Here is a 22909-nt window from a genome sequence, read left to right on the forward strand (position 1 = left end):
CCTCACATCCGGAAGACGCCGAAGCCGCCGCGCACGCCCTCGTAGGGCGCGGTGTGGAGGGCGGACAGGCACAGGCCGAGGACGGTGCGGGTGTCGCGCGGGTCGATGACGCCGTCGTCGTACAGCCGCCCGGACAGGAACATCGGCAGCGACTCGGACTCGATCTGCTGCTCCACCATGGCGCGCAGGGCGGCGTCCGCGTCCTCGTCGTACGGCTGCCCCTTCGCCGCCGCCGACTGACGGGCGACGATCGACAGCACGCCCGCGAGCTGCTGCGGGCCCATGACAGCGGACTTGGCGCTCGGCCAGGCGAACAGGAAGCGGGGGTCGTAGGCCCGCCCGCACATGCCGTAGTGCCCGGCGCCGTACGACGCCCCCATGAGCACGGACAGGTGCGGGACTCTGCTGTTGCTGACCGCGTTGATCATCATCGAGCCGTGTTTGATGATCCCGCCCTGCTCGTACTCCTTGCCGACCATGTAGCCGGTGGTGTTGTGCAGGAAGAGCAGCGGGATGTCGCGCTGGTTGGCGAGCTGGATGAACTGGGCGGCCTTCTGCGACTCCGCGCTGAACAACACGCCTTGCGCGTTGGCCAGCACGCCCACCGGATATCCGTGCAGGGCGGCCCACCCGGTGACCAGACTGGTCCCGTACAGCGGTTTGAACTCGTCGAAGTCGGAGGCGTCGACGATCCGGGCGATGACCTCGCGCGGGTCGAAGGGGATCTTCAGATCGCCGGGGACGACGCCCAGCAGTTCCTCCGGGTCGTACTTGGGCGGCTCGGCGGGGCCGGGATCCGGGTACGCCTTGCGGTGGTTGAGCCTGGCCACCACGCGGCGGGCCTGGCGCAGGGCATCCGGCTCGTCGACGGCGAAGTAGTCGGCGAGGCCCGACACGCGCGCGTGCATCTCGGCGCCGCCCAGGGACTCGTCGTCGCTCTCCTCGCCGGTGGCCATCTTCACCAGCGGGGGCCCGCCGAGGAAGACCTTCGCCCGCTCCTTGACCATGATCACGTGGTCGGACATGCCGGGGATGTAGGCGCCGCCGGCGGTCGAGTTGCCGAAGACGACGGCGATGGTCGGGATCCCAGCGGCGGAGAGGCGGGTGAGGTCGCGGAAGATGGCGCCGCCCGGGATGAAGATCTCCTTCTGGGACGGCAGATCGGCCCCTCCCGACTCCACCAGGCTGATGCAGGGCAGCCGGTTGGCGAGCGCGATGTCATTCGCCCGCAGCGCCTTCTTCAGGCTCCACGGGTTGCTGGCACCGCCGCGCACGGTCGGGTCGTTCGCGGTGATCAGGCACTCCACGCCCTCGACCACGCCGATGCCGGTGACGAGCGAGGCGCCGACCGCGTAGTCACTGCCCCAGGCGGCCAGCGGGGACAGCTCCAGAAAGGGCGTGTCCGGGTCGAGGAGCAGCTCGATCCTCTCCCGCGCGAGCAACTTGCCGCGTTTCCGGTGCCGTTGGACATACTTCTCGCCGCCGCCCGCGAGCACCTTGGCGTGCTCGGCGTCCAGTTCGGCGAGCTTGGCGAGCATGGCCTCGCGGTTGGCCCGGTAGTCGGGACCGGCCGGGTCCAGGGCCGAGGTCAGGGTGGTCACAGGAGGACCTCCGGGATGTCCAGGTGGCGGGAGCGCAGCCATTCGCCGAGGGCCTTGGCCTGCGGGTCGAAGCGGGCCTGCGCGGCGACGCCCGCGCCGAGGATGCCCTCGACGACGAAGTTGACCGCGCGGAGGTTCGGCAAGAGGTGCCGGGTGACCGGCAGGTCGCGGGTCTCGGGCAGCAGGTGCCGCAGACGGTCGGTGGTCAGCGCGTGCGCGAGCCACCGCCAGGCCTCGTCACTGCGGCCCCAGACGCCGACGTTGGCGTTGCCGCCCTTGTCCCCGCTGCGGGCGCCGGCGACCAGGCCGAGGGGTGCGGGGCGGGTCGGCCCGGGCGGAAGGGGGTCGGGGAGCGGCGGGGCCGGTACGTCGTCCAGGGGCTGAGTGTCCTGGGGCACCGGCACAGGGATTCGGCGTCCGTCGTGGAGGACGGCCCTATGGTCTACGGCGCCATGGGGGACGTACACATCCTCGAAGACCCCATAAGGAGCGCCCTTCCCCGGTGGGGAGAGCACATGGAAGCCCGGGTAGCTGGCCAGCGCCAGCTCCACGGCGGCGCCGCTCAGCGCCCGTCCGACGACCCGCTCGTCCGCGTCCCGTACGACGAGCCGCAGCAGGGCGCTCGCGGTCTCCTCGGTGTCGGCGTCGGCCCGGTCGGTGCGGACCAGCTCCCAGCGGACCTCGGCGGGCGGCGACTTGGCGAGCGCATCGGAGAGCTGCGCCCGCACCAGCCCGGCCTTCTCCTCGATGTCGAGCCCGGTGAGGACGAACACGACCTCGTTGCGGAAGCCGCCGAGCCGGTTGAGCCCGACTTTCAGGGTCGGCGGCGGTGCCTCGCCGCGCACGCCCTCGATCCGCACCCGGTCCGGCCCGTCCTGGCTCAGCCGTACGGTGTCCAGCCGGGCGGTGACATCGGGCCCGGCGTACCGGCCGCCACCGGTCTCGTACAGCAGCTGCGCGGTGACCGTGCCGACGTCGACCAGGCCGCCGGTGCCGGGATGCTTGGTGATCACGCTGCTGCCGTCGGCGTGGATCTCGGCGAGCGGGAAGCCGGGCCGGCGTATGTCCCCCTCCCGGAAGAACGCGTAGTTCCCGCCGGTGGCCTGTGTCCCGCACTCCAGCACATGCCCGGCGACAACGGCGCCCGCGAGCCGGTCGTAGTCCGTTCGCGCCCACCCGAAGTGGGCGGCGGCGGGCCCGGTGACCAGGGCCGCGTCGGTCACGCGCCCGGTGACGACGATGTCCGCACCGGCCCGCAGACACTCGGCGATGCCGAAGCCGCCGAGGTAGGCGTGGGCGGCGAGAGCGCCGGGATGCGCGGCAGTGAGGTCGTCGCCCTCGACGTGCGCGACGCGGACCGGGATGCCGAGGCGGTCGGCCAACTCCCGTACGGCGTCGGCGAGTCCGGCCGGGTTGAGCCCGCCCGCATTGGTGACGATCTTCACCCCACGCTCGTGGGCGAGGCCGAGGCAGTCCTCCAGCTGGCGCGGGAAGGTGCGGGCGTAACCGGCGCCGGGGTCCTTCAGCCGGTCGCGGGCGAGGATCAGCATGGTGAGCTCGGCGAGGTAGTCGCCGGTGAGGACGTCGACCTCGCCGCCGGTGAGCATCTCGCGCAGGGCGCCCGCGCGGTCGCCGTAGAAACCGGAGAAGTTGCCGATGCGGAGGCTGGTCACGCCGGGCCCTCCGTCGGCGGGCGGCCGCCGCCGGGCGGGCCCGCGAAGGCCTGCGCGATGTCCAGCCAGCGGTCGGCGTCGGGGCCCGTGGCGGTCAGGGCGAGGTCGGCGCGGTGGGCGCGCTGGGTGACGAGGAGGCAGAAGTCGAGGGCGGGCCCGGTGACGCGCTGGTCGGCGCCCTCGGGACCGTAGGCCCACACCTCGCCGGTCGGGGCCGTCAGTTCCACCCTGAACTCCTCGGCGGGCGGGTTGAGGCCGTGGACGGTGTAGGCGAAGTCGCGGGTACGGACGCCAAGCCGGGCCACATGCCTGAGCCGGTCTGTGGGTGCGCGCACCACACCCAGGGCGTCGGCGATGTCCAGGCCGTGGGCCCAGGTCTCCATGAGACGGGCGGTGGCCATGGAGGCGGCCGACATGGGTGGGCCGTACCAGGGGAAACGGGCGCCGGGTGGCGCGGCGCGCAGGGCCCGGTCGAGGTCCTCGCGCCCGGCCCGCCAGGTCCGCAGCAGTTCGGTGGGCGCGAGCCGGGCGCCCTCCTCCGCGCCCTCGTCCACGAAGGAGTCGGGGGCGGCGAGCGCCTTCTCGACCAGTGCTTGGAAGGCGTCCGCGTCGGTGACGGCGAGCAGGGCCGAGCGGTCGGTCCAGGCGAGGTGGGCGATCTGGTGGGCGAGGGTCCAGCCGGGGGCGGGGGTGGGCAGTGCCCATTGCTCGGGGCTCAACTCGGCCACGAGCAGGTCGAGTTCCTCGCTCTCGGCACGCAGGTCGTCGATGACGGGCGTCGGGTCGGCCATGGGGGGAGCATGGCAGCGAGGACAGAAACAATCAAGCACGCTTGCATGAATTTGTTTTCCACAGGCCGACTCCTGTGCGCGCGCAGATCGCTACCCTCAGTAAGCGGAGGTGGTGAACGTGAACATCCGCAAACTCGACCCCAGTGCATCACCGTTGGACTACTACGGCTATGAGCTGCGCAGGGCACGGGAAGCGGCCGGCCTGACGTTGGCCCAACTGGGGCGGCCACCCTACCCACGACCGTCTCATTGCCGCCCCCGGAGACCAGCCAGCAGGCGCGGTCGCGCACCAGAAAGGCCTCGTGGCGGCCGGACCGGCCACCAAATCCTGGCAGCACCTCCTCGGCGAGGAGGTCGACCGCAACACAGGCATGGTTCATCATGCGTGCCACAGATCGCATGTCTCCGAGCGCCGCTCACTGCACGACGAGATCGATGGGGTGATGCGGGTCCCAAGGGCATACGGCGACGGTCAGGCGACCGCGGCCCGGCGAGACTCCGGTAGGGTCGTTGGCCCACAAGGTGTCCGCGGCTGGCTGGTCCTCGTAGGGGATCCAACTGGTCGTGCTGGGATCCCATTCGCGTTCGTCCGCCGTCAGCAGCGGGGCGAGTTCCGCGCCGCAGACGGAGCAGAGCAACGGCCGTGGCCCCGTAAGAGGCCACGCCACGTACCCGCCGACCTTCCAGCCAGGAGCCGTGGACAGATCCGAGATGTACCGGTCGCCCGCGTCCTCAGGCCCTTCCCATGCGGCGATGCGTTCCTGCATGGCAGGGTCGAGCGTCATGAAGTAGGGATGCTCGATGATTTCCTCGGGATCCAGCACGCAAGGGGACGGGACGAGTTCTTCACGGCCGACGACCTCGGGCACCGGCTGCTGCACCAGCGGTGTTCCGACGTCCTGGGAGTGCCGCCACCGTAGGTGCACGTAGAGTTCGTGGCGAGTGTCGCCGTGCCGTTCAAAGCCGCACCAGAACACTTGAAGCAGGTCGCCTTCACCGGTGTCCGGCAGGCCGGGAACGTCGCGCCGGTACAGCTGGGCGACAGCGATCATCGGGATGGGATCCGTGTCGGAGAGCTGCGGAGCATGCCGACCGCGCTTGAAACTGTCGATGATCTCAATCTCTTCGTTGCTCGGCCCGGGATCCGGCTGTCGGCGCCAGGCCTCCTCCAAGATCTGCCTCTTACGCACCACGTCGCTGTAGCGGTAACCGCTGGAGCGCTTGTGCGGGACGGTACACATCGGCCAGGCGTCGCCGGCGGACCACAGCATGGGACCGCCGACCGAGCTGTCATGAGCGGTGGGTGTACCGCGCCGCGGGTGCAGCCGGGTGGCGGTCCGACGCATCGCGGCCAGCTCGGGAAAGATCTCCTCGACGTCGACAGGGCGGGGCGGGGTGGTGCGCGTCATGGACCAGGGCTCCCAGAGCTCGGGTAGCGGTTCGGACGGTGACGGGGTATCGGGGACGGCTGGGAACTCTACCTACTCACGGACTCCAGCCGGGTATGGCGGTGCGTACCCCGGCGGCAGGGTTGTCGAGCCAGCCGGTCAGCTCGAAGCCCTTGTTGCCGTACGCGGAGTATTCGAGACGAATGGGAATGGGGTTGGTCCCCTCATAGATCGGCGTGATGTCGTACTGGATGACTTCACCCCTCTCCTTCACAGCCTTGAAGATCTCGCCCTCGACCATGTCGCGCTGGTACGGACTGTTGACGGGGTCCTGCGTCTGGGTCACCAGATTGTGCTTGGCGTTGTGCTGCTTGCCCGCGCCACCGAGGCGGTCGGCCAGGAGGTGACCGCGGGCCTCGTTGAACGCGGTCCCATGTCCGCGCCAGCCGGGCGGGGTGATCTGGCCTGCCGGCGTGCCGGATTTCAGCATCTCCGGCCGTATGCAGGCGGACACACCGGTCGGTCGCCCAAGATGGTCCAGCGGTTTGTACCGGATGCTGCCGCCCCACGTGTAGTGGTCCTTGCGACAGGGCGCGAGACCGAGGGGGTCGTACACGTCCAGGGGGTTGTCGACATAGGCCACCGGATTGGGCGCCGGTACCAGTCCCATCGGGTCGGGGCTGACATACCGTGCGGTTTCCGGGTCGTAGTGCCGGAAGTAGTTGTAGTAGAGCCCGGTTTCCGCATCGGCGTACTGGCCGGGATGGCGCAGCGGTGTATGAGCCGTGGCGTCCGGGGTGACGGCCGTGGTGCCCCAGACGGTCGCATGGGCACGCCACGTGATGGCACCGCTTTCATCAACGAGCTCAGTGGGGGTTCCGACCAGGTCCGAGACGATGGCGAAGAAACGGGAGTCGACTTCCTCGTCGGACAACGGCTTGCGCTCGTACTGGACCAGCGGGCGGAAACCATCGTGGTCCCAGGTGAGCGTGATGCCGGTGGCGGTATCCATCTGCTCGGCGAGGCGGGGGCCGTCCCAGGTGAAGCGGGTCTCGTCGATGACGCCGCCCGCCTCGTTCGAGCGGTGCTTGGCGGTGCGGCGGCCCAGCGGGTCGTACCGGTAGTGCCAGGTGCTGCCGTCAGGCGTGGTACAGGAGGTGAGTCGGTTCTCGGCGTCCCAGGCGTAACGCCAGACGTCGGGCTTGCGGGACAGCCGCTTCTTGGTGCGCTCGACGAGGCGGCCAGCATCGTCATAGCGGTAGTAGGTGTGTCCGGCACGGACAAGGCGGGTGCCGGTGTAGTCGCGTTCGCCACGGGCGGCGGGATCCGCCGCGCGGTCCGACCAGTCGGCGGTGAGCTGGTTGCCGGACGCGTCGTAGGTGTAGGCCTCCGGTCCTCTGGGGCCCGAAGCCCGCAACGGGCGGCCGATCGGGTCGAGGACGTATGTGGTGCCGCGGCCGGTGACTTCTTCGTGGACCGCGGTGAGGTGGTCGTCGGCTCGGTACGTGTAACTGCGCGCGCGGATTCGACGGCCGGTTCGTGCCATCAGGTTCTGCAGCGTCAGCCGCCCCGCGGCGTCCCACGCCGAGTCGAGGCGCAGGTGGTCGCCCACGGTGCGCTCGGTCTCACGGCCGAGGAGGTCATGGGCAAAGGCGAGGGTGTGCCGGTCATCAACGGTCAGGGTGGTGCGGTTGCCGACCTCGTCCCACGCTTGGGCGGTGCGCGCGCCAGTCGGTGTGGTGCGCGAGACCCGGCGGCCGGCCCGGTCGTAACCAAGAGCGAGCGTAGCGCCGTCCACGGTCTGGGTCAGCAGACGTCCCGCCGCGTCATAGGCGAACTGCAAGGTGCACTGAGCGCTTTCGGCAGACAGGAGGCGGGACGCAGCATCGTAGGAGAACGTGGTTCTCGTGGCGCCTACAGTCTTCGCCGTGAGCCGGCCGTTTTCGTCGAACTCATAGCCGACGCTCTGTCCGGCCGCATTGGTGCGGCTGATGAGCTGCCCTGCGGGATCGTAGATGCAGCGGCTGGCACGACCGTCGAAGTCGGTCTCGACAAGCACACGGCCGACGGCGTCGTACTCGTACGTCCATGTCAGACCGGCCGGATTGACGACCCGCACGAGGCGTTGCTCGGTGTCGTGGACGAAGGTGTGGGTGCGGCCGTCGGGTGTCGTCCGCGAAGCGAGCAGGTCGAACGGGCCGTAGGAATAACTCGTGACACCACCGAGCGGGTCGGTGTGGCGCACACAGTTGCCTTCGCCGTCCCACTGCCACTGCTCGCTGCTCCCGTCGGGGCCGACGCGTGTGAGTAGCCGACCTTCGGCATCCCAGCCGAAGCGAGACGTCTGGCCAAGCGCGTCGGTGAGTTCGAGAGGCCGGCCCAGTGCGTCCCGACGGCACACGGTGCGGGCACCGCGCGCGTCCTCCACGGCCACCGGGAGACCGGCCAGGTCGGCTTCCATGCTCAGCGTCGCACCGACCGGATCAGTGACGCCCTCGGGAGCGCCTGTGGGATGGTACGTGAATCGGTGAACGGCGCCGTCAGGGCCGATGACCGCGGTGCGATTGCCCCGCTCGTCGTACTCCTGACGCGTTTCGGCACCGTCAGGGGCGGTCAGGGTGATCGGCAGATGCAGCGCGTTGTAGGTGAAACGGGTGACGGCGCCGTCGGGCGCGGTGACCGACGCCAGGTTGCCGAAGTCGTCCCATTCCCAGTGCGTGGTGCGGCCCAGCGGATCGGTGTGCGAGAGCAGGTGGTCGTACCGGTCCCACCGCTGGGTAGTGGTGCGCCCCAGCGGGTCGGTGATCGCGATGATCTGGCCGTGCCGGTTGGCACGGTAGGTCGTGGCGTGCCCCAGGGAATCGGTGTAGGTGACGGTGCTCGTGCCGTCCTCCTGTGTATCACCGTAGTTCACAAGGGAGTTGAGGATCCCATCGGTGCCTCGCGTCTCGACCACCCGGCCGACGGCATCGTAGACGTACGTGAACTCGGTGCCGTTGGAGTCCCGCCACCCCGTGACGCGGTGAGCGTCGTCGTAGGAGAAGCGGGTCGTGGCGTCGACAGCGTTGCGCACCTCGGTGAGGCGACCTGCATCGTCGTAGCCGAACGAACGCAGCTGAACCGGTGCGTCACCGGTGAGCGTCCGCAGCCCGGTGACGCGGCCTCGTTCGGCGTCATAGTCGACACGGACGCGGTAGCCGCCACTGTGCGTGACGGTGAGCGGGACGTCGTGCCCGTCACGCACCACGGTGACGGAATTTCCGTTGCGGTCCTCGACGCCGACCAACCACCACACGCCGGCGTGCGTCTCGGCGGGCTCGAAGTGGCGGGTGAGGCCGCTATGGGGGTCCTGCACGGTCAGTACGTAGCTGCTGCCGCGCGTGACATAGGTGAGTGGCAGTCGTGCGCCTTCGGCCGGGCTCACCCGGTCACCGGGCAGATCGGGCAGGCGTGGATAAGCCAGGGCCGACCCGTCCTCCCGGTACCACCAGTAGCCGCCCAGCGTGTCGTCCTGCTCGAGACGTTCGTCGAGTGTGCAGGCCCAGGACGGGCCGAACGAGTGGCCAGAGGCGTATCCGGACATGTGGGTGCGGCGCAGCACTAGGGGAAGAACGCCGGGCAGGGACACATCAGTCTGCGCGAGAACCATCTGCCCGCTGGCCATGTCGATCGGGTCACCGCACGTCTCCTTGGCCTCGAGAGCACGGGCCTGCTGTGACAGCTTCGCCTCGTCGATCTTCAGGTCATGGTCCGGTTTGCGGGCGGATGCGGGGAATCCATCGCGGCCCGAGCCGCCGCCGCGCCCCTTGTGCACGTGAATTCCGTGGAGCCGGTCCCCGATGTCGAGGTCGTTGTGCTTGTGCAGCCGGGAGGCGGCCCTCACCCGGTCCGGGACGGTCGCGGTGATGTGCTTTGCGATCTTGCCGAGGGCTTTCTCGGAGCCGTGCAGCGCACCTTCCAGGACCGAGTCGAAGGCCTGGGTGAAGGGGTCCCTGCCCTTGGTGCGGCCGAAGGCTCCCCTGGCGCGGCCCAGCGGGGAGGAGCTGGCCAGGTGCAGCTCGCTGCCGTGGAAGGAGACCTTGCCGGCGCCGCTTTCGAACGCCTCGTGGTCGATGAACAGGTCCCCGCCGCCTGAGCCGCCACCGCCCGCGGAGGCGAGCTCGAAGCCGCCGCCCGCGCCGCCCGCCGAGGCCAGCTGCATGCCGCCGTGTCCATGGCCGTGCCCGTCGGCACGACCGCCGCTTCCGCCGCCACCGGCAGCGCCTGTGTCGGCGCCGGTCGGGTCGGGAGGGAGGGAGAAGGCGTCGTTCGCCAGGTCCAGGACCGCGTCCTCGACCATCGCCTCCAGCTTGGCGTTGACCGGCGCGGTGACCCGGGCGAGCAGCTCGTCCACGCACCGGTCGGCCGCCTCGTCGATGATTCGTTTCACCAGCTGCCGCATGGCCGTGACCTCCGCCGCGCCCAGGACGGCGGACAGGCCTCCGGTGACGAACGCCATTCCGAGCGAGAGGCCCACCGAGCCCGCCATGACGGCGAGTTCGGCCTCGGCCTTCGTCTTCATCGCGAAGATGATGTCCGCGACGACGTCACAGGCGTCGGCGAACAGACGGGCCAGCTCCGGGATCTTGTCCAGGTGGCCGGCCTTGACCTGGTTCCAGTGCGTCTGCATCGAGTGGACGGCCCAGCCTCGTGAGGAGGCGAGGATCTGCTCGACCGCCTTGTGCGCGTCCGCGCCGTGCCCCTCGAACTTGTCGGCGAACTCCCGCATGGCGTCCGCCATCTCGCGGTAGTCGTCCTCGTCGACGTTCGGAAACTTGATGCCTATGTAATCCAGGATTTGGTCGAGCCACCCTGGCAGGACGTAGCCCATCCCCCGTCAACCGCCTTCCCCCACTGGCCAGGCCAGGCAACGCATCACACGTGCGAATGAATGATAACGAGATCACTTGACGGGGGGTCAACTCGATGCAGTGGCTTGTGACGAGGTCGGGACGTCAGGCCTCCGGGGCCGGTTCCACCCTGGCCTTGCCCCGGCCCACCTGGGTGCGGACCGCGCCGATGCTCGCCGCGATGACCAGAGTGATGGCGGCGGCCTCCGTCAGGGACAGGGACTGGCCGAGGATCAGGAAGCCGGCCGTTGCCGCGATCGCCGGTTCCAGGCTCATCAGGATTGCGAATGTGGAGGCGGGAAGGCGGCGCAGGGCCAGGAGTTCGAGGGTGTAGGGCAGGACGGAGGAGAGCAGGGCCACCGCCGAGCCGAGGGCGACGGTGGTGGGGTTCAGGAGGCGGGTGCCTGCCGCGGTGATGCCCAGGGGGAGGAAGAGGAGGGCTGCGACCGCCATGGCCAGGGCCAGACCGTCCGCCTGGGGGAAGCGGCGGCCCGTACGGGCGCTGAAGAGAATGTAGATCGCCCACATGGCGCCGGCGCCCAGGGCGAATCCGACACCTGTGGGGTCGAGGCTGCTGAAGCCTCCGCCGCTCAGCAGGAAGACGCCCAGCAGGGCCAGGCCCGCCCACAGCGCGTTGATCGCGCGGCGGGAGGTCAGGACGGACAGGGACAGCGGGCCGAGGACCTCCAGGGTGACCGCCGGGCCGAGCGGTATGCGGGCGACGGCCTCGTAGAAGAGGCCGTTCATCGCGCCCATCGCGATGCCGAACGCGACCACCGTGCCCCAGTCGGCGCGCGAGTGGCCGCGCAGCCGGGGGCGGCAGACCAGGAGAAGGACGACACCCGCCGCGAGGAGGCGCAGGGTGACGACGCCCAGTGCGCCCGCGCGCGGCATCAGGGTCACCGCCAGGGCGCCGCCGAACTGGACCGAGATACCGCCGGCCAGCACCAGGCCGACCGGACCGAGCGGGCCGAAGCGGCGCGGTCCTTGGGCAGAGGTGACCGGGGTCGGCGTGGCGGTGCTGGAGGTGGCGGTCACGGGCGGTCCTGTGCTTGATCGGGTTTGTTCATCTCGATGTACTACCAGGTCCAGGGTAATGGACCTTGACAGGTGCGTGAACCCTTTAAGGAGCTGTCCCGGATGCTGGAATCAGATACCCGGCCGGGGCTCCTCGTCACGGAAGGCGTAGGGGGCGTAACCGTACTGCTGCTCGTACACCGGCGCGTGCTCGTACACCGGCGCGTGCTCGTACCCCGGCGCGTGCTCGTACCCCAAGCTGAGAATGGCCTCAGCGCAGGGTCAGGTAGACGTCAAGTGCCTTGTGCAGCAGGCGGTTCAGCGGGAAGCCCCACTCGCCCAGGTACTCCACGGCCTCGCCGCCCGCGCCCACCTTGAAGCGGAGCAGGCCGAGCAGATGGTCGGACTCCTCCAGGGTGTCGGTGATGCCCCGGAAGTCGTAGACGTGGGCCCCGAGTTCGTGGGCGTCGCACATCATGCGCCACTGCATCGCGTTGCTGGGCTGCACCTCGCGTCTGCGGGCGGTGGAGGCGCCGTAGGAGTACCAGACGTGCCCGCCGACGATCAGCATCGTGGCCGCGGCGAGAACCTCCCCGTCGTGGTGGGCGAGATACAAGCGCATCCGGTCGGGGTCCTCGGCGGTCAGCGCGGTCCACATGCGCTGGAAGTACGGCAGCGGGCGCGGGATGAACCGGTCGCGGCGGGCCGTCTCGGCATACAGCCCGTAGAAGGCCGGCAGGTCCTCGTAGCCGCCCCGGACGACCTTCACGCCCGCCTTCTCGGCCTTCTTGATGTTGCGCCGCCACTGCTGGTTGAGGCCCCGGTGGATGTCGTCCAGCGACCGTCCGGCGAACGGCACCTGGCACACATACCGGGGCTGACCGGCGACGAATCCCTCCTCACCGCCGGGCTCGGCCTGCCGCCAGCCCATCCGGCGCAGCCGGCCGGCCAGGTCCGCGGCGCCCTGTTCGGACGAGGTCGGCGGCACGTCCCGCAACCGGTGCGCGTCCGGGTCGGCGATCGCGGCCTTGACCGCCTCGGGACTCCAGCGCCGGGCCACCACGGGCGGGCCCATCTTCACCGAGAACGCGCCCAGGTCCTTGAGATGGGCCAGCATCGGCTCCAGCCAGCGCTCCAGGTCGGGCGAGTCCCAGTCGATGACCGGCCCCTCCGGCAGATAGGCCAGATACCGTCTGGTCTTCGGCAACGGCCTGAGCAGCACCAGCCCGGCCCCGACGAGCCGCCCGTCCGGCTGGAACCAGCCGAGGCTCTCCGCCTTCCAGTCCGCCTTCACGTCCCCCCACGACGGCACCTGCATATGACTGACGGAGGGGCGGCCCGCCACGAAGGCGAGGTGCTCGGCCCGGGTGATGGCCCGGAGGGTGAGGGTCATGCGCGCTCCTTGAAGATCGCGGGTCAGCTCGTCCTATGAACCATCCCTCCCGTCCTTCGGTCCCCATGCCGCCAGCACCTGAGTGTCCGTCGCCCGGGCGTACAGGTAGTGGTCGGCCCACTCGGCGATCTCCGGGTAGGCGCACTCCGCGATGAGCCGGGCGACGGCCGCCGGGATGTCGTACGGCGTCACGCGCAGGTCGGTGCCGGGGCCCAGGAGGCACCAGTGGGCGCCGGGGCGGCCGTAGGGCATGCCGACGCTGCCGGGATTGACCACCAGACGGCCGTGCGCCAGACGGATGTAGGGCATGTGTGTGTGGCCGCAGACGACCGTGCCGATGCCGGGGTCGAGGCCGGTGAAGACCTCCGCCCAGCGGTCGGGGCGGGAGTCCACCAGCACCAGCTCCTCGTCGTCGCGCGGGGTGGCATGGCAGAACAGCACCGTGCCGAGGCTGCGGACGCGCAGGGTGAGTGTCCGGGGCAGGCCGGCGAGGAAGTCGATCTGCTCCTCGCGAAGGGCCCGGGCCGCGTGCGGGCCGATGGGGTCGGGGATGCCGGTGCGTTCGCCGCGCCGGTACTCCACCAGCTCCCGGTCGGCGTTTCCCGTGAGCCACAGCACCCGCTCGCCCTGCTCCCGCAGCAGGTCCAGCACCTCCGCCGGCTGCGGGCCCGCGGTGATGTCGCCGGTCAGGACGATACGGTCGGCCGCCGTCACCTCGGGTTCCGCCAGCACCGCCTCCAGGGCGGGCAGCACACCGTGAATGTCGGACAGCACGGCCAGCCTGCCGTATTCCTCGGTCACTTCACCTCTCCCGCCGGATGGTCCAGCGCCTCCGCCAGCACCTCCGCCAGGTGCCGGCCCCGCACCCCGGCCAGCTGCTCCAGCTGGGTGCGGCAGGAGAAGCCGTCGGCCAGGACCACGGTCTGCTCGGGTGCCCCGCGGACCGCGGGCAGGAGCTGTTCCTCCGCACAGGCCCTGGACACCTCGAAGTGGCCCTTCTCGAAACCGAAGTTGCCGGCGAGGCCGCAGCAGCCGCCGCTCAGCTCGCCGGTGAGGCCCGCGGCCGCGCGCAGCCGCCGGTCGGGGGTGTCGCCGAGCACCGCGTGCTGGTGGCAGTGGGTCTGGCCGGCGACCGGGCGGTCCACGGCGGGTGGGGTCCAGTGCGGGGCGTGCCGCTGAAGGGCCTCGGCGAAGGTGACGACGGCCGAGGAGAGGCGGGCGGCGCGCGGGTCGTCGTGCAGCAGCTCCGGCAGGTCGGTGCGGAGGGCCGCCGCGCAGCTCGGTTCCAGGACGACGACCGGGGCCCCGGCCCGCAGCACCGGCTCCATCAGGTCCAGCGTGCGCCGCAGGACCGCGCGGGCGCGGTCGAGCTGGCCGGTGGAGACATAGGTGAGGCCGCAGCAGACCCGGGCCCGGCGGGCGGTGAGCAGCGCGGTGGCCGACCTGCTCCGGCCGTCACCGGTCCCGCCCCCGCCGATCCTTCCCCCGCGCAGCAGCAGCGTCGGCGGCAGGGCCACCCGCAGCCCGGCGGCCTCCAGCACCCGGACGGCGGCCCGGCCGACGGACGGCGACAGATGCTCGGTGAAGGTGTCCGGCCAGAGCACGACCAGGTCCCCCGGGCCCCAGCCCCCCGGCACCGGCCCCCCGGCGCCGCCGTGGGCGGGCTTCCTGCCGCGCCACCAGCCGGTGAACGTCCGTGTCGCCAGCCGGGGAATCTGCCGCTCGGTCGCGATTCCGCCCAGGCGTTTGCTGACACCGGCCAACGGCCGCAGCGAGGCGAGGGCGTTGAGCAGCGGTGCCGTGCGGGTGACGGCGACCCAGCGCAGCCACTGCGGCAGCCGGCCCATGGAGACATGCGCGGCGGGACGGCGCCGGCCGGCGTAGTGGTGGTGCAGGAACTCCGCCTTGTAGGTGGCCATGTCGACGCCGACCGGGCAGTCGGAGCGGCAGCCCTTGCAGGACAGGCACAGGTCGAGGGCGTCACGCACCTCGGTCGAACGCCAGCCGTCGGTGACCAGTTCGCCGGCCAGCATCTCGTGCAGCAGCCGGGCCCGGCCGCGCGTGGAGTGCTCCTCCTCGCCGGTCGCCCGGAAGGACGGGCACATCACGGCGGGCCCGGACGCCGTGGTCGTACGGCACTTGGCGACGCCGACGCAGCGGCGGACGGCGGCGCGGAAGTCGCCGGCGTCGGCCGGGTAGCCGAAGGCCACGTCGACCGGGTCGCGGGGCAGGACCGAGAAGCGGAGTTTCTCGTCCAGCCGTGCCGGGCGGACCAGCATCCCCGGGTTCAGCAGGTCGTCCGGGTCCCAGACCGCCTTGGCCCGCTCGAAGAGCCGGACGGTCTGCGCGCCGTACATGCGCGGCAGCAGCTCCGCGCGGGCCTGTCCGTCGCCGTGCTCCCCGGACAGGGAGCCGCCGTGCTCCACCACCAGGTCGGCCAGTTCCTCGGAGAAGCGGCGGAAACGGCCGATGCCTGCCCCGGTGAGCAGGTCGAAGTCGATGCGGACGTGGATGCAGCCGTCGCCGAAGTGGCCGTAGGGCGTGCCGCGCAGGCCGTGCGCCGACAGCAGGGCGCGGAAGTCGCGCAGATAGGCGCCGAGCCGGGCGGGCGGCACCGCGCAGTCCTCCCAGCCGGGCCAGGCCTCACTGCCGTCCGGCATGCGCGTCGCCGTACCGCTCGCGTCCTCGCGGACGCGCCACAGGGTGCGCTGGGCGGCCGGGTCGGTGACCACCAGGGAGTCGATCACGTCGGCCGCGCGGACGATCGCCTCGGCATGCGCGCGTGCCTCGGCCGCCGACTCCCCGCCGGTCTCCACGAACAGCCAGGCACCCCCCTCGGGCAGCCCGGCCGGCGCGCGCACCAGGTCGGCCGCCATGCCCTCCACCGTCAGCGGGCCGTACGGCAGCAGACCGGCGGCGGCCTCGGCGGCGGCGCTCTCGTCGCCGTACGCCAGCACGGCCAGGGCACGCGCGTGGGGGGCCCGAACCAGCTGGACGACGGCCTCGGTGAGGATGCCGAGGGTGCCCTCGGAACCGCAGAAGGACCGGGCGACATCGGCGCCCCTCTCGGGCAGCAGCGCGTCCAGCGCATACCCGGAGATGCGGCGGGGCAGCTCCGGGAAGCCGGTGCGCAGCCGAGCCAGCTCCCCCTCCGCCAGCTCGCGCAGCCCGTCCGGCGCACCGGCCCAACCCTGCCCGAGCCGCAGCCGACGCCCGCGCGCGGTGACGACGGACAGCTCCCGCACACTGTCCGCGGTCGTGCCCCAGGCGACCGAGTGCGAGCCGCAGGAGTTGTTGCCGATCATCCCGCCGAGCGTGCACCGGCTGTGGGTGGACGGGTCCGGGCCGAAGCGCAGACCGTGCGGGGCGGCGGCCTCCTGGAGCCGGTCGAGGACGAGGCCCGGTTGGACGACGGCCGTTCGGGTGCCGGGATCCAGCTCCAGCAGGCCGTTCATATGCCGGGTGAAGTCCAGCACCACGCCGGTGCCGGTCGCCTGCCCGGCGATCGACGTGCCCCCGCCGCGCGCCACCACCGGCACCGCGCGCGCCCGGCAGACCTCCAGCACGGCGGCCACGTCGTCGGTGTCTCTCGGGGCGACGACGCCCGCCGGGACGCGCCGGTAGTTGGACGCGTCCATGGTGACCAGCGCCCGGGAGGCGGTGTCGAAACCGACCTCGCCCCGGACGGCGCCGCGCAGCTCCGCTTCGAGACCCGAGTGATCCGTCATGCGTCCAGGATGCATCCGCTCACGGACAGTCACCGAGAGTTTTCCACAGCTCTCGCATATCGTCGTATGAATTCACGAGTCCGAGGCCCGGCGATCTCGTCTCATCGGACGGACACGGTTCCGCCCGGTTTCGCCCACCGGATACCCTCCGACTCGTGGCCGACATCCAGATTCCCGCTGACATCAAGCCCGCCGACGGACGTTTCGGCGCGGGCCCCTCCAAGGTGCGCACCGAGGCGCTCGACGCCCTCGCCGCGACCGGAAGCTCCCTGCTCGGCACCTCCCACCGCCAGGCGCCCGTCAAGAACCTGGTCGGCAAGGTCCGCGAGGGCATCTCCGAGCTGTTCTCCCTGCCCGAGGGCTACGAGGTGATCCTCGGCAACGGCGGCTCGACCGCCTTCTGGGACATCGCCACCCACGGCCTGATCGAGAACAAGTCCCAGCACCTGAGCTTCGGCGAGTTCTCCTCCAAGTTCGCCAAGGCCGCGCGGCTCGCCCCGTGGCTGGCCGAGCCCACCGTCATCTCCACCGACCCCGGCACCCACCCCGAGGCGCGGGCCGAGGCCGGCGTGGACGTGTACGCCTTCACCCACAACGAGACCTCGACGGGCGTCGCGATGCCCATCAAGCGTGTCGAAGGCGCGGACCCCGGTGCCCTGGTCCTCGTGGACGCCACCTCCGGCGCCGGCGGCCTCCCGGTCGACGTGTCCGAGACGGACGTCTACTACTTCGCCCCGCAGAAGTCCTTCGCCTCCGACGGCGGCCTGTGGATCGGCGTCTTCTCCCCGGCCGCGATCGAGCGCGCCGAGCGCGTCCACGCCTCCGGCCGCCACGTCCCGGAGTTCTTCTCTCTGCCCACGGCGATCGACAACTCGCGCAAGAACCAGACGTACAACACCCCGGCCCTCGCCACGCTGTTCCTGCTGAACCAGCAGCTGGAGTGGCTGAACGGCCAGGGCGGTCTCGCCTGGTCCACGGCCCGCACCAAGGACTCCTCGACCCGCCTGTACTCCTGGGCGGAGGAGTCCAAGTACGCCACCCCGTTCGTCACCGACCCGGCCAAGCGCTCGCAGGTCATCGGCACGATCGACTTCTCCGACGAGATCGACGCGGCCGCCGTCGCCAAGGCCCTGCGCGCCAACGGCATCGTCGACACCGAGCCCTACCGCAAGCTCGGCCGCAACCAGCTCCGCGTCGCCATGTTCCCGGCGATCGACCCGGCGGACGTCGAGGCGCTGACGCACTGCATCGACTACGTGATCGAGAAGCTGTGAACGGCCCGGGACTGAAGTCCCGGGCTTGCACAACGGGCGCCACTGGCTGTGGTGCTGTGTCTGCGTCCTGTCTCACGTCCCGGTTCGGGGTGTGAGACAGGACGGTTGACGGCGACGCCGTACGACTGGCGCGCGAAGCGGGCCTGCGAGACCCGGTTCGCTTATCGAAGCACCCGCACTCGGCACAGGTGCGATGAACTGCCCCAGCTCGGCGAAGACACAGCTGGAGTGGGTGGCCCGTTGTGGCTTGCGAAGCCGTACCCGCTCACGGATGCCCGTCAGGTCTTCCAGGGCGATCCCGCGAGAATGGTCGTCCAGGTGGAGATCCGGCACCTCCGGGGCGGGTGCCCCGTCCGGGGTGCGGGGCCCGGCGATCTGCGGCTGCGCCGTGTGGACGCGAGTGACCGGAGGCGTTGCCGCAGGCAGGCAGCGGCGGGGCCCGAGGGCCCCGGCTGCGTGCCTGCCGGGACGGTGTGTCAGACCATGGCGAGCCGGTCCACCAGCAGCTCCACCCTCGGCTCGGCGTCCTCGGGCAGCAGGCGGCCCGCGCGGGTCAGGGTCGCAAGGCCGTGCAGGGCCGCCCAGAACACCTCGGTGAACAGCCCCGTGTGGACGCCGTCGCCGGCAACCTCGCCGAGAGTCTCCAGCAGGGCGGCGAAGGCGTCCTTCAGCGGCTCGGGGGTGTCCTCCTGCGCGTACGCCAGGCCGCCGTCGAGCTGGAACAAGGCGTCGTAGACCGCCGGGTTGCGTGCGGCGAAGTCGAGGTAGGCGCGGGCCAGGGCGGCGACCCGGGCGCGCGGGCCGTCCGCGGCGGAGGTCGCGGCCCGCACCGCCGTGGCCATCTCGGCGGCGCCCTGAAGGGCGACGGCGCCGATGATCTCGCGCTTGCCGCGGAAGTGGCTGTAGAGGACGGGCTGACTGTATTCGATGCGCTCGGCGAGCCGACGGGTGGTGACCGCGTCCCAGCCCTGCTGCTCGGCGAGTTCGCGGGCGGTCGCCACGATGAGGCGCTCGCGCTCCGCCCGTTCGCGCTGCTTGCGTTCCTGTACCGACATGAATCGATCCTAGCACCGCTAGACAAGCGAGCGGCAGCAGTACTAGCGTTGCCTCATCAGCTAGCAACGCTAGTTCAACGGAGGGATCGTCATGCTCAACGCACTCGAGGTCGTCACCACCGTCGCCGTCGGCCTGATGGTGGGGGTGGAGTTCTCCGTCGCCTTCATCATGAACCGGATCCTGGACGCGCTTCCCGAGGACAGCGGCCAGCTCGGCCACGCCCACGGCGGCCGGATGCTCGGCGCCCTGATGCCGTTCTGGTACATAGGCTCGCTCGTCCTCAGCGCGATCTGGGCCGCCGCCGGATGGCACCACCACGGCACCGGCCTCGTCGTCACCGCCGCCGGCCTGCTGATCGTCAGCGTGGTCATGTCGATCCTGCTGCTCGTCCCGATCAACAACCGGAACAAGACCTGGACCCCCGACAACCGGCCCGCCGACTGGAAGCAGCAGCTGCACCGCTGGAACCGCTACCACTACGTCCGCGTCGCCGTCATCATCGCCGCCTTCACCCTGCTGGTCGCCGCCCTCACCTGACACCACCACTGCCCCGACACGCACTGGTTCGCCCCTGTATATCGACGGCTTTCGCCCCGTCGGAGTGAGCCCCGAGAGGGCTTCGAATTTCCGACCCCGCAGGCCGACGCCGCGCCGGTGGCGCACAATCCGCACCCCCCGGGGCGGCCGGCCACCGAAATCCCGACATCCGGGGACGCAGCTGCCGCTCAGATCCCACAACTGCGATCCCGGCAAGCTACGCCCCTCGATCAGCCGCGTCCGCCCGGCCTGATCAGGCCCCACACGACTCAGGGCCCCACACGACTCAGGGCCCCATACGACTCACCGGGCCTCTCGAAGCTCACCAAGCCGACGAAGACTCGCAAGGAGAAGAATCGTGTCGCTGAAGAAGATCAACACCGTCCTGGCCGCCGCCTTCATCCTCTTCATCCTCTGGTTCGGAACGGAGTTCATCCTGAGCCCGGAGACGACGGCGCCGGGCTTCGGCCTGCCGAGCTGGCCGTCCGGCGACGGCGGCGGCTTCCTGATCATCAAGGGAATCCGCGACGTCGTCTTGGCCCTGGTCCTGGGCATCCTGCTGGTGACGGGCCACCGCCGGGCGCTGGGCTGGGTGCTGCTGGTGGAGGCCCTCGCCGCGTACGGCGACATGGCCACCGTGCTGGCCCACCACGGCTCCGTGGCCACCGCGCTCGGCGTCCACTGCCTGACCGCGACACTGATGGTGGTCAACGGCCTGCTGATAATGCGCGAGACCCGCAAGGTCGCGGCCGCTCCGGCAACACCCGCCCCGCAGCCCGCCTAGGGCGCGGATCGGGTCGTGACTCGTGCACCACCACGGCTATCTCTGGACCGGCCCCAAAGAACGCTTCGACAACGAGGCTCTACGGCGTCCCCCGCACACCGACCCCCACCCGCTCCGATCTTCGACGGCGTCGTACAGGCGAAGCGCCTGCTCAAGCGTTACCGGGTCGAACCGTTTCCACGGAGATCAGCAGGTCGGGGTTGACCGATAGGACCGCGTCGGTCGCCTGATGGCCGCAGCCCCAGCAGGCGGCATCGTGCAACTCGTGTCACCCCCGCCGCCGCAGCCGTCGCAGCCCGAACAGGGACGCCAGCCCGACGGCGACGACGACGGCGGCACCCACCTTCAGACCGTCCCCGCTCACGGTCCCGCCCCCCGCCGTGCCCGAACTCCCGCTCGCCGACGTGGGCTTGGCGGCCGGCCGACCGGGCACCTTCGTCGCCACGACCTCGCTGCCCGCGCCCTCGCTGCTGTACAGCAGCTCGGTCCCGTCGGCGGAGTACGAGACGCCCTCGCCCTGCCCCTGAAGGGGCACGTCGAGTTGGCCCTCCCGCTTGATCCGGCCGCCGTTCCAGTCGTAGTAGATCCCGCCCAAGTACCCGCGCACGGCGAGCTGTCGGCCGTCCGGTGAGAAGGCCGCGTCCGTGGCCCAGAGGTCGACGGGGGCGATCGGCCTGAAGATGTTCGCGCCGGAGGTGGAGAGGGTCGCCGGACCCTCGTACAGGTGCCCGCCGTCCTCCTTCTTGTCGATGATGTAGACCCGCCCGGTCTTCGGGTGGACGACCAGCGACTCGGCGTCGCGCGGCCCGTTCGCGTACTTCACGACGTACTGCGTGGCGGTGACCGTCTGGTCCTTCAGCTCCTTCGGCTCGGGCAGCCGGTAGATCCACACGTACGGCCACGTGCCGCCCAGGTTGTCGCCGATGTCGCCCAGGTAGACCTCGTTGTGCGGCCCGATGGAGATGGCCTCGACGTCGCGCGGGGCGCCGATGCCGCGCAGGGTGATCCGGGCGACGGTCTTGCCGGTCCGGCCGTCCACGGCGTAGATGTACGGGCCGTCGCCGCTGTCGTTGTGCGTCCAGTAGACGCCGGGGTGGAGGTGGGAGGCAGCGAGCCCGCTGGACTCGGCGATCCGCGGATCCTTGAGGGTGAAGCCCTGGTCGCCGCCCCCGTCGGCGCTCTCGGCGGCGGAGGCGGGCAGCGCACAGGCGCCGGCGAGCAGCAACCCGGCGAGGACGGCGGACGATGGACGCATGCGCCAAGACTGCCATTCCCTCCGGGGGGCACCGGGCATGCTGCCGCCGGGTCCCGTCGGACGTGGTGGGCCTCACATCCCATCGGTGCGCGTGATCGTCCATCATGAGCGGATGCTTAGGTTCATGCCCGTAGGTGACTCCATGACGATCGGGAGTGCGGGCGAGCACACATGGCGTTACCGGCTGTGGCGGCATCTGTGCGACACGTACGGCGGCCCGTTCACCTTCGTCGGCCCGCGCGAGGAGCTGTACGACAAGGCGACCGACGCCCCGACCTCCCACTCCTACGCCGAGCCCGGCTTCCCCCGCCGCCACCTGGCCGGCTGGGGCGAGGGCTGGCTGCACATGGCTCCGCTGATCGGCGAGGCGGTACGGGAGCACCGGGCGGACGTGCTGCTGGTCTCCCTCGGGCTGATCGACCTGGGCTTCTACACCAACGCCGAGCAGACGGCGGAGAACGTGCGCGCCTTCGTCGCCGGCGCGCGGGCGGCCGAGCCGCGCATCCGCATGGTGCTGCTGCCGGTGATCCCGAACATCCGGGCCGAGGCGGACGCGTCCTTCGCCGAGCAGGTCGACCGCTTCAACATCCTGCTCGCCAAGGCGGTCGCCGACCTGGACGAACCCCGCTCACCGATCCTGCTGGCCTCGCGGCCGAAGTCGTACGACATCCACGTCGACACCTACGACGGCACCCATCCCAACGCGAGCGGGGAGCACCGGATCGCGGCGGCGTTCGCGGGGGCGATGTGGGAGGCGTGGGGGGTCGGACAGGCGTACGCGGCCGGAACGGGTTGACCGATTTCCGGCGTCTCCTCGTCACCGTGCGTATCGTTGAACCGCGCGGCTGCACCGGTGCGTGGGGCAGCCGGGGAGGAGCGCCACGACGACCGTCCTTGAAGACAGGATCGAGATGGCCGAGGAGAGCGGCGAGCTGACTCTGGACGACCTGTTCGAGTCGCTCGAGCGGACCACCCCCGAGGGATACAAGGTCGAGATCGTCGAGGGGGCCATCTTCAGGTCGCCGCAGCGGGACACCCATTGGGAGATCATTCTCGACATCGTCGAGCAACTGCGCACCAAGTACCCGCGCAAGCGCGTCAAGTCGGACGTCCGCGTCGACTACCCCGGCCACCTCAACGGCTTCGCATCCGACGTCACCCTCGTGGCCGAAGGCGCCGAGAAGACCCCCAAGGGCCTCTGGCGCTGCGACGACGTCGAGTTCGTCGCAGAGGTCATCTCGAAGGGCACGGCGCACAACGACTACGGCCCCAAGAAGACGGCCTACGCCACCGCCGAGGTCCCCGTCTACCTCATCGCGGATCCCTACCAGGGCAAGTGCCACCTCTACAGCCAGCCGAAGGACGGTGAGTACGTCAGCGAACTGACCGTCACCTTCGGAGCGGACATCGACATGACCACCACCGCCCTGGGCCTCACTCTCAAGACCGACGAGTTCCCCCGCGACTGACACCCCCGGCCGAAAGCCCTTGCTTCGAGCGCACTTCAAGCCGTTGGCTAGAGA

The 22909-nt window shown here is 70.7% G+C and carries 17 protein-coding genes and 1 pseudogene; 6 read left to right on the plus strand and 12 right to left on the minus strand.

Annotated elements, in window-relative coordinates; translation table 11 throughout:
- Window positions 1-2 precede the first annotated feature (2 nt).
- From ACZ418_RS13795 to ACZ418_RS13805, 3 genes are read right to left on the minus strand one after another with little or no spacing between them, the layout of a single operon-like run.
- Window positions 3-1601, minus strand: a complete 1599-nt coding sequence (locus ACZ418_RS13795) for an acyl-CoA carboxylase subunit beta (protein ID WP_468361867.1) — start codon at window positions 1599-1601, stop codon at window positions 3-5.
- Entirely contained in the window at window positions 1598-3274 is a 1677-nt protein-coding gene (locus ACZ418_RS13800; protein WP_468361870.1) for an acyclic terpene utilization AtuA family protein, read from the minus strand. The genes ACZ418_RS13795 and ACZ418_RS13800 overlap by 4 nt, the downstream gene beginning before the upstream one ends.
- Window positions 3271-4065 (minus strand): TIGR03084 family metal-binding protein, encoded by a 795-nt coding sequence (locus tag ACZ418_RS13805; RefSeq protein WP_468361873.1) that lies wholly within the window; start codon window positions 4063-4065, stop codon window positions 3271-3273. The genes ACZ418_RS13800 and ACZ418_RS13805 overlap by 4 nt, the downstream gene beginning before the upstream one ends.
- Before the next feature lie 118 nt (window positions 4066-4183).
- On the opposite strand from ACZ418_RS13805, the pseudogene ACZ418_RS13810 reads away from it, so the two are divergent.
- Window positions 4184-4288, plus strand: a pseudogene (locus tag ACZ418_RS13810) (XRE family transcriptional regulator); the annotation flags it as partial.
- Between the two features lie 193 nt (window positions 4289-4481).
- Here the strand turns inward: ACZ418_RS13810 and ACZ418_RS13815 are convergent.
- From ACZ418_RS13815 to ACZ418_RS13845, 7 genes are all read right to left on the minus strand, one after another.
- Window positions 4482-5474 carry a hypothetical protein gene (locus tag ACZ418_RS13815; protein ID WP_468361876.1) on the minus strand — a complete coding sequence of 331 codons (993 nt, stop codon included), beginning with the start codon at window positions 5472-5474 and terminating at the stop codon, window positions 4482-4484.
- A gap of 76 nt (window positions 5475-5550) precedes the next feature.
- Complete coding sequence (locus ACZ418_RS13820; RefSeq protein ID WP_468361879.1) at window positions 5551-10323, minus strand: DUF6531 domain-containing protein; 4773 nt, start codon at window positions 10321-10323, stop codon at window positions 5551-5553.
- 124 nt (window positions 10324-10447) lie between these two features.
- Window positions 10448-11380 carry an EamA family transporter gene (locus ACZ418_RS13825; RefSeq protein ID WP_468361882.1) on the minus strand — a complete coding sequence of 311 codons (933 nt, stop codon included), beginning with the start codon at window positions 11378-11380 and terminating at the stop codon, window positions 10448-10450.
- A gap of 111 nt (window positions 11381-11491) precedes the next feature.
- Entirely contained in the window at window positions 11492-11617 is a 126-nt protein-coding gene (locus ACZ418_RS13830; protein WP_468361885.1) for a hypothetical protein, read from the minus strand.
- Between the two features lie 13 nt (window positions 11618-11630).
- The gene (locus ACZ418_RS13835; protein WP_468361888.1) at window positions 11631-12752 is read right to left on the minus strand and encodes a lipid II:glycine glycyltransferase FemX; all 1122 of its coding nucleotides are present in this window, start codon (window positions 12750-12752) and stop codon (window positions 11631-11633) included.
- Window positions 12753-12785: 33 nt separating this feature from the next.
- The gene (locus ACZ418_RS13840; RefSeq protein ID WP_468361891.1) at window positions 12786-13553 is read right to left on the minus strand and encodes a metallophosphoesterase family protein; all 768 of its coding nucleotides are present in this window, start codon (window positions 13551-13553) and stop codon (window positions 12786-12788) included.
- Window positions 13550-16480 carry an FAD-binding and (Fe-S)-binding domain-containing protein gene (locus ACZ418_RS13845; protein WP_468361894.1) on the minus strand — a complete coding sequence of 977 codons (2931 nt, stop codon included), beginning with the start codon at window positions 16478-16480 and terminating at the stop codon, window positions 13550-13552. Before ACZ418_RS13845 ends, ACZ418_RS13840 begins: the two co-directional genes overlap by 4 nt.
- A 155-nt stretch (window positions 16481-16635) precedes the next feature.
- On the opposite strand from ACZ418_RS13845, the gene serC reads away from it, so the two are divergent.
- The gene (gene serC / locus ACZ418_RS13850; RefSeq protein ID WP_468361897.1) at window positions 16636-17754 is read left to right on the plus strand and encodes a phosphoserine transaminase; all 1119 of its coding nucleotides are present in this window, start codon (window positions 16636-16638) and stop codon (window positions 17752-17754) included.
- Between the two features lie 476 nt (window positions 17755-18230).
- On the opposite strand, the gene ACZ418_RS13855 is transcribed toward serC, so the two are convergent.
- On the minus strand, window positions 18231-18809 hold the full coding sequence (locus tag ACZ418_RS13855; protein WP_468361900.1) for a TetR/AcrR family transcriptional regulator: 579 nt from the start codon (window positions 18807-18809) through the stop codon (window positions 18231-18233).
- A 91-nt stretch (window positions 18810-18900) separates the two neighbouring features.
- Here ACZ418_RS13855 and ACZ418_RS13860 point away from each other — a divergent pair, with 91 nt between their 5' ends.
- Both ACZ418_RS13860 and ACZ418_RS13865 read left to right on the plus strand, forming a co-directional pair.
- Entirely contained in the window at window positions 18901-19347 is a 447-nt protein-coding gene (locus ACZ418_RS13860; RefSeq protein WP_468361903.1) for an anthrone oxygenase family protein, read from the plus strand.
- A gap of 358 nt (window positions 19348-19705) precedes the next feature.
- Window positions 19706-20131: a DUF4267 domain-containing protein gene (locus tag ACZ418_RS13865; RefSeq protein ID WP_097257853.1), complete on the plus strand. Its 426-nt coding sequence runs from the start codon at window positions 19706-19708 to the stop codon at window positions 20129-20131.
- A gap of 268 nt (window positions 20132-20399) precedes the next feature.
- On the opposite strand, the gene ACZ418_RS13870 is transcribed toward ACZ418_RS13865, so the two are convergent.
- Window positions 20400-21386 (minus strand): TolB-like translocation protein, encoded by a 987-nt coding sequence (locus ACZ418_RS13870; RefSeq protein WP_468361907.1) that lies wholly within the window; start codon window positions 21384-21386, stop codon window positions 20400-20402.
- Window positions 21387-21498: 112 nt separating this feature from the next.
- Here ACZ418_RS13870 and ACZ418_RS13875 point away from each other — a divergent pair, with 112 nt between their 5' ends.
- Window positions 21499-22182: an SGNH/GDSL hydrolase family protein gene (locus tag ACZ418_RS13875; protein ID WP_468361910.1), complete on the plus strand. Its 684-nt coding sequence runs from the start codon at window positions 21499-21501 to the stop codon at window positions 22180-22182.
- Between the two features lie 115 nt (window positions 22183-22297).
- On the plus strand, window positions 22298-22855 hold the full coding sequence (locus ACZ418_RS13880; RefSeq protein WP_468361913.1) for a Uma2 family endonuclease: 558 nt from the start codon (window positions 22298-22300) through the stop codon (window positions 22853-22855).
- Window positions 22856-22909: the final 54 nt, after the last annotated feature.

The organism is Streptomyces sp. NPDC030820 (assembly GCF_055572075.1).

Coding starts and splice junctions, on each gene's coding strand:
- ACZ418_RS13805 (WP_468361873.1), bottom strand. CDS start 4,065: ATGGCCGACCCGACGCCCGTCATCGACGACCTGCGTGCCGAGAGCGAG.
- ACZ418_RS13815 (WP_468361876.1), bottom strand. CDS start 5,474: ATGACGCGCACCACCCCGCCCCGCCCTGTCGACGTCGAGGAGATCTTT.
- ACZ418_RS13820 (WP_468361879.1), bottom strand. CDS start 10,323: ATGGGCTACGTCCTGCCAGGGTGGCTCGACCAAATCCTGGATTACATA.
- ACZ418_RS13835 (WP_468361888.1), bottom strand. CDS start 12,752: ATGACCCTCACCCTCCGGGCCATCACCCGGGCCGAGCACCTCGCCTTC.
- ACZ418_RS13845 (WP_468361894.1), bottom strand. CDS start 16,480: ATGACGGATCACTCGGGTCTCGAAGCGGAGCTGCGCGGCGCCGTCCGG.
- ACZ418_RS13855 (WP_468361900.1), bottom strand. CDS start 18,809: ATGTCGGTACAGGAACGCAAGCAGCGCGAACGGGCGGAGCGCGAGCGC.
- ACZ418_RS13860 (WP_468361903.1), top strand. CDS start 18,901: ATGCTCAACGCACTCGAGGTCGTCACCACCGTCGCCGTCGGCCTGATG.
- ACZ418_RS13870 (WP_468361907.1), bottom strand. CDS start 21,386: ATGCGTCCATCGTCCGCCGTCCTCGCCGGGTTGCTGCTCGCCGGCGCC.
- ACZ418_RS13875 (WP_468361910.1), top strand. CDS start 21,499: ATGCTTAGGTTCATGCCCGTAGGTGACTCCATGACGATCGGGAGTGCG.
- ACZ418_RS13880 (WP_468361913.1), top strand. CDS start 22,298: ATGGCCGAGGAGAGCGGCGAGCTGACTCTGGACGACCTGTTCGAGTCG.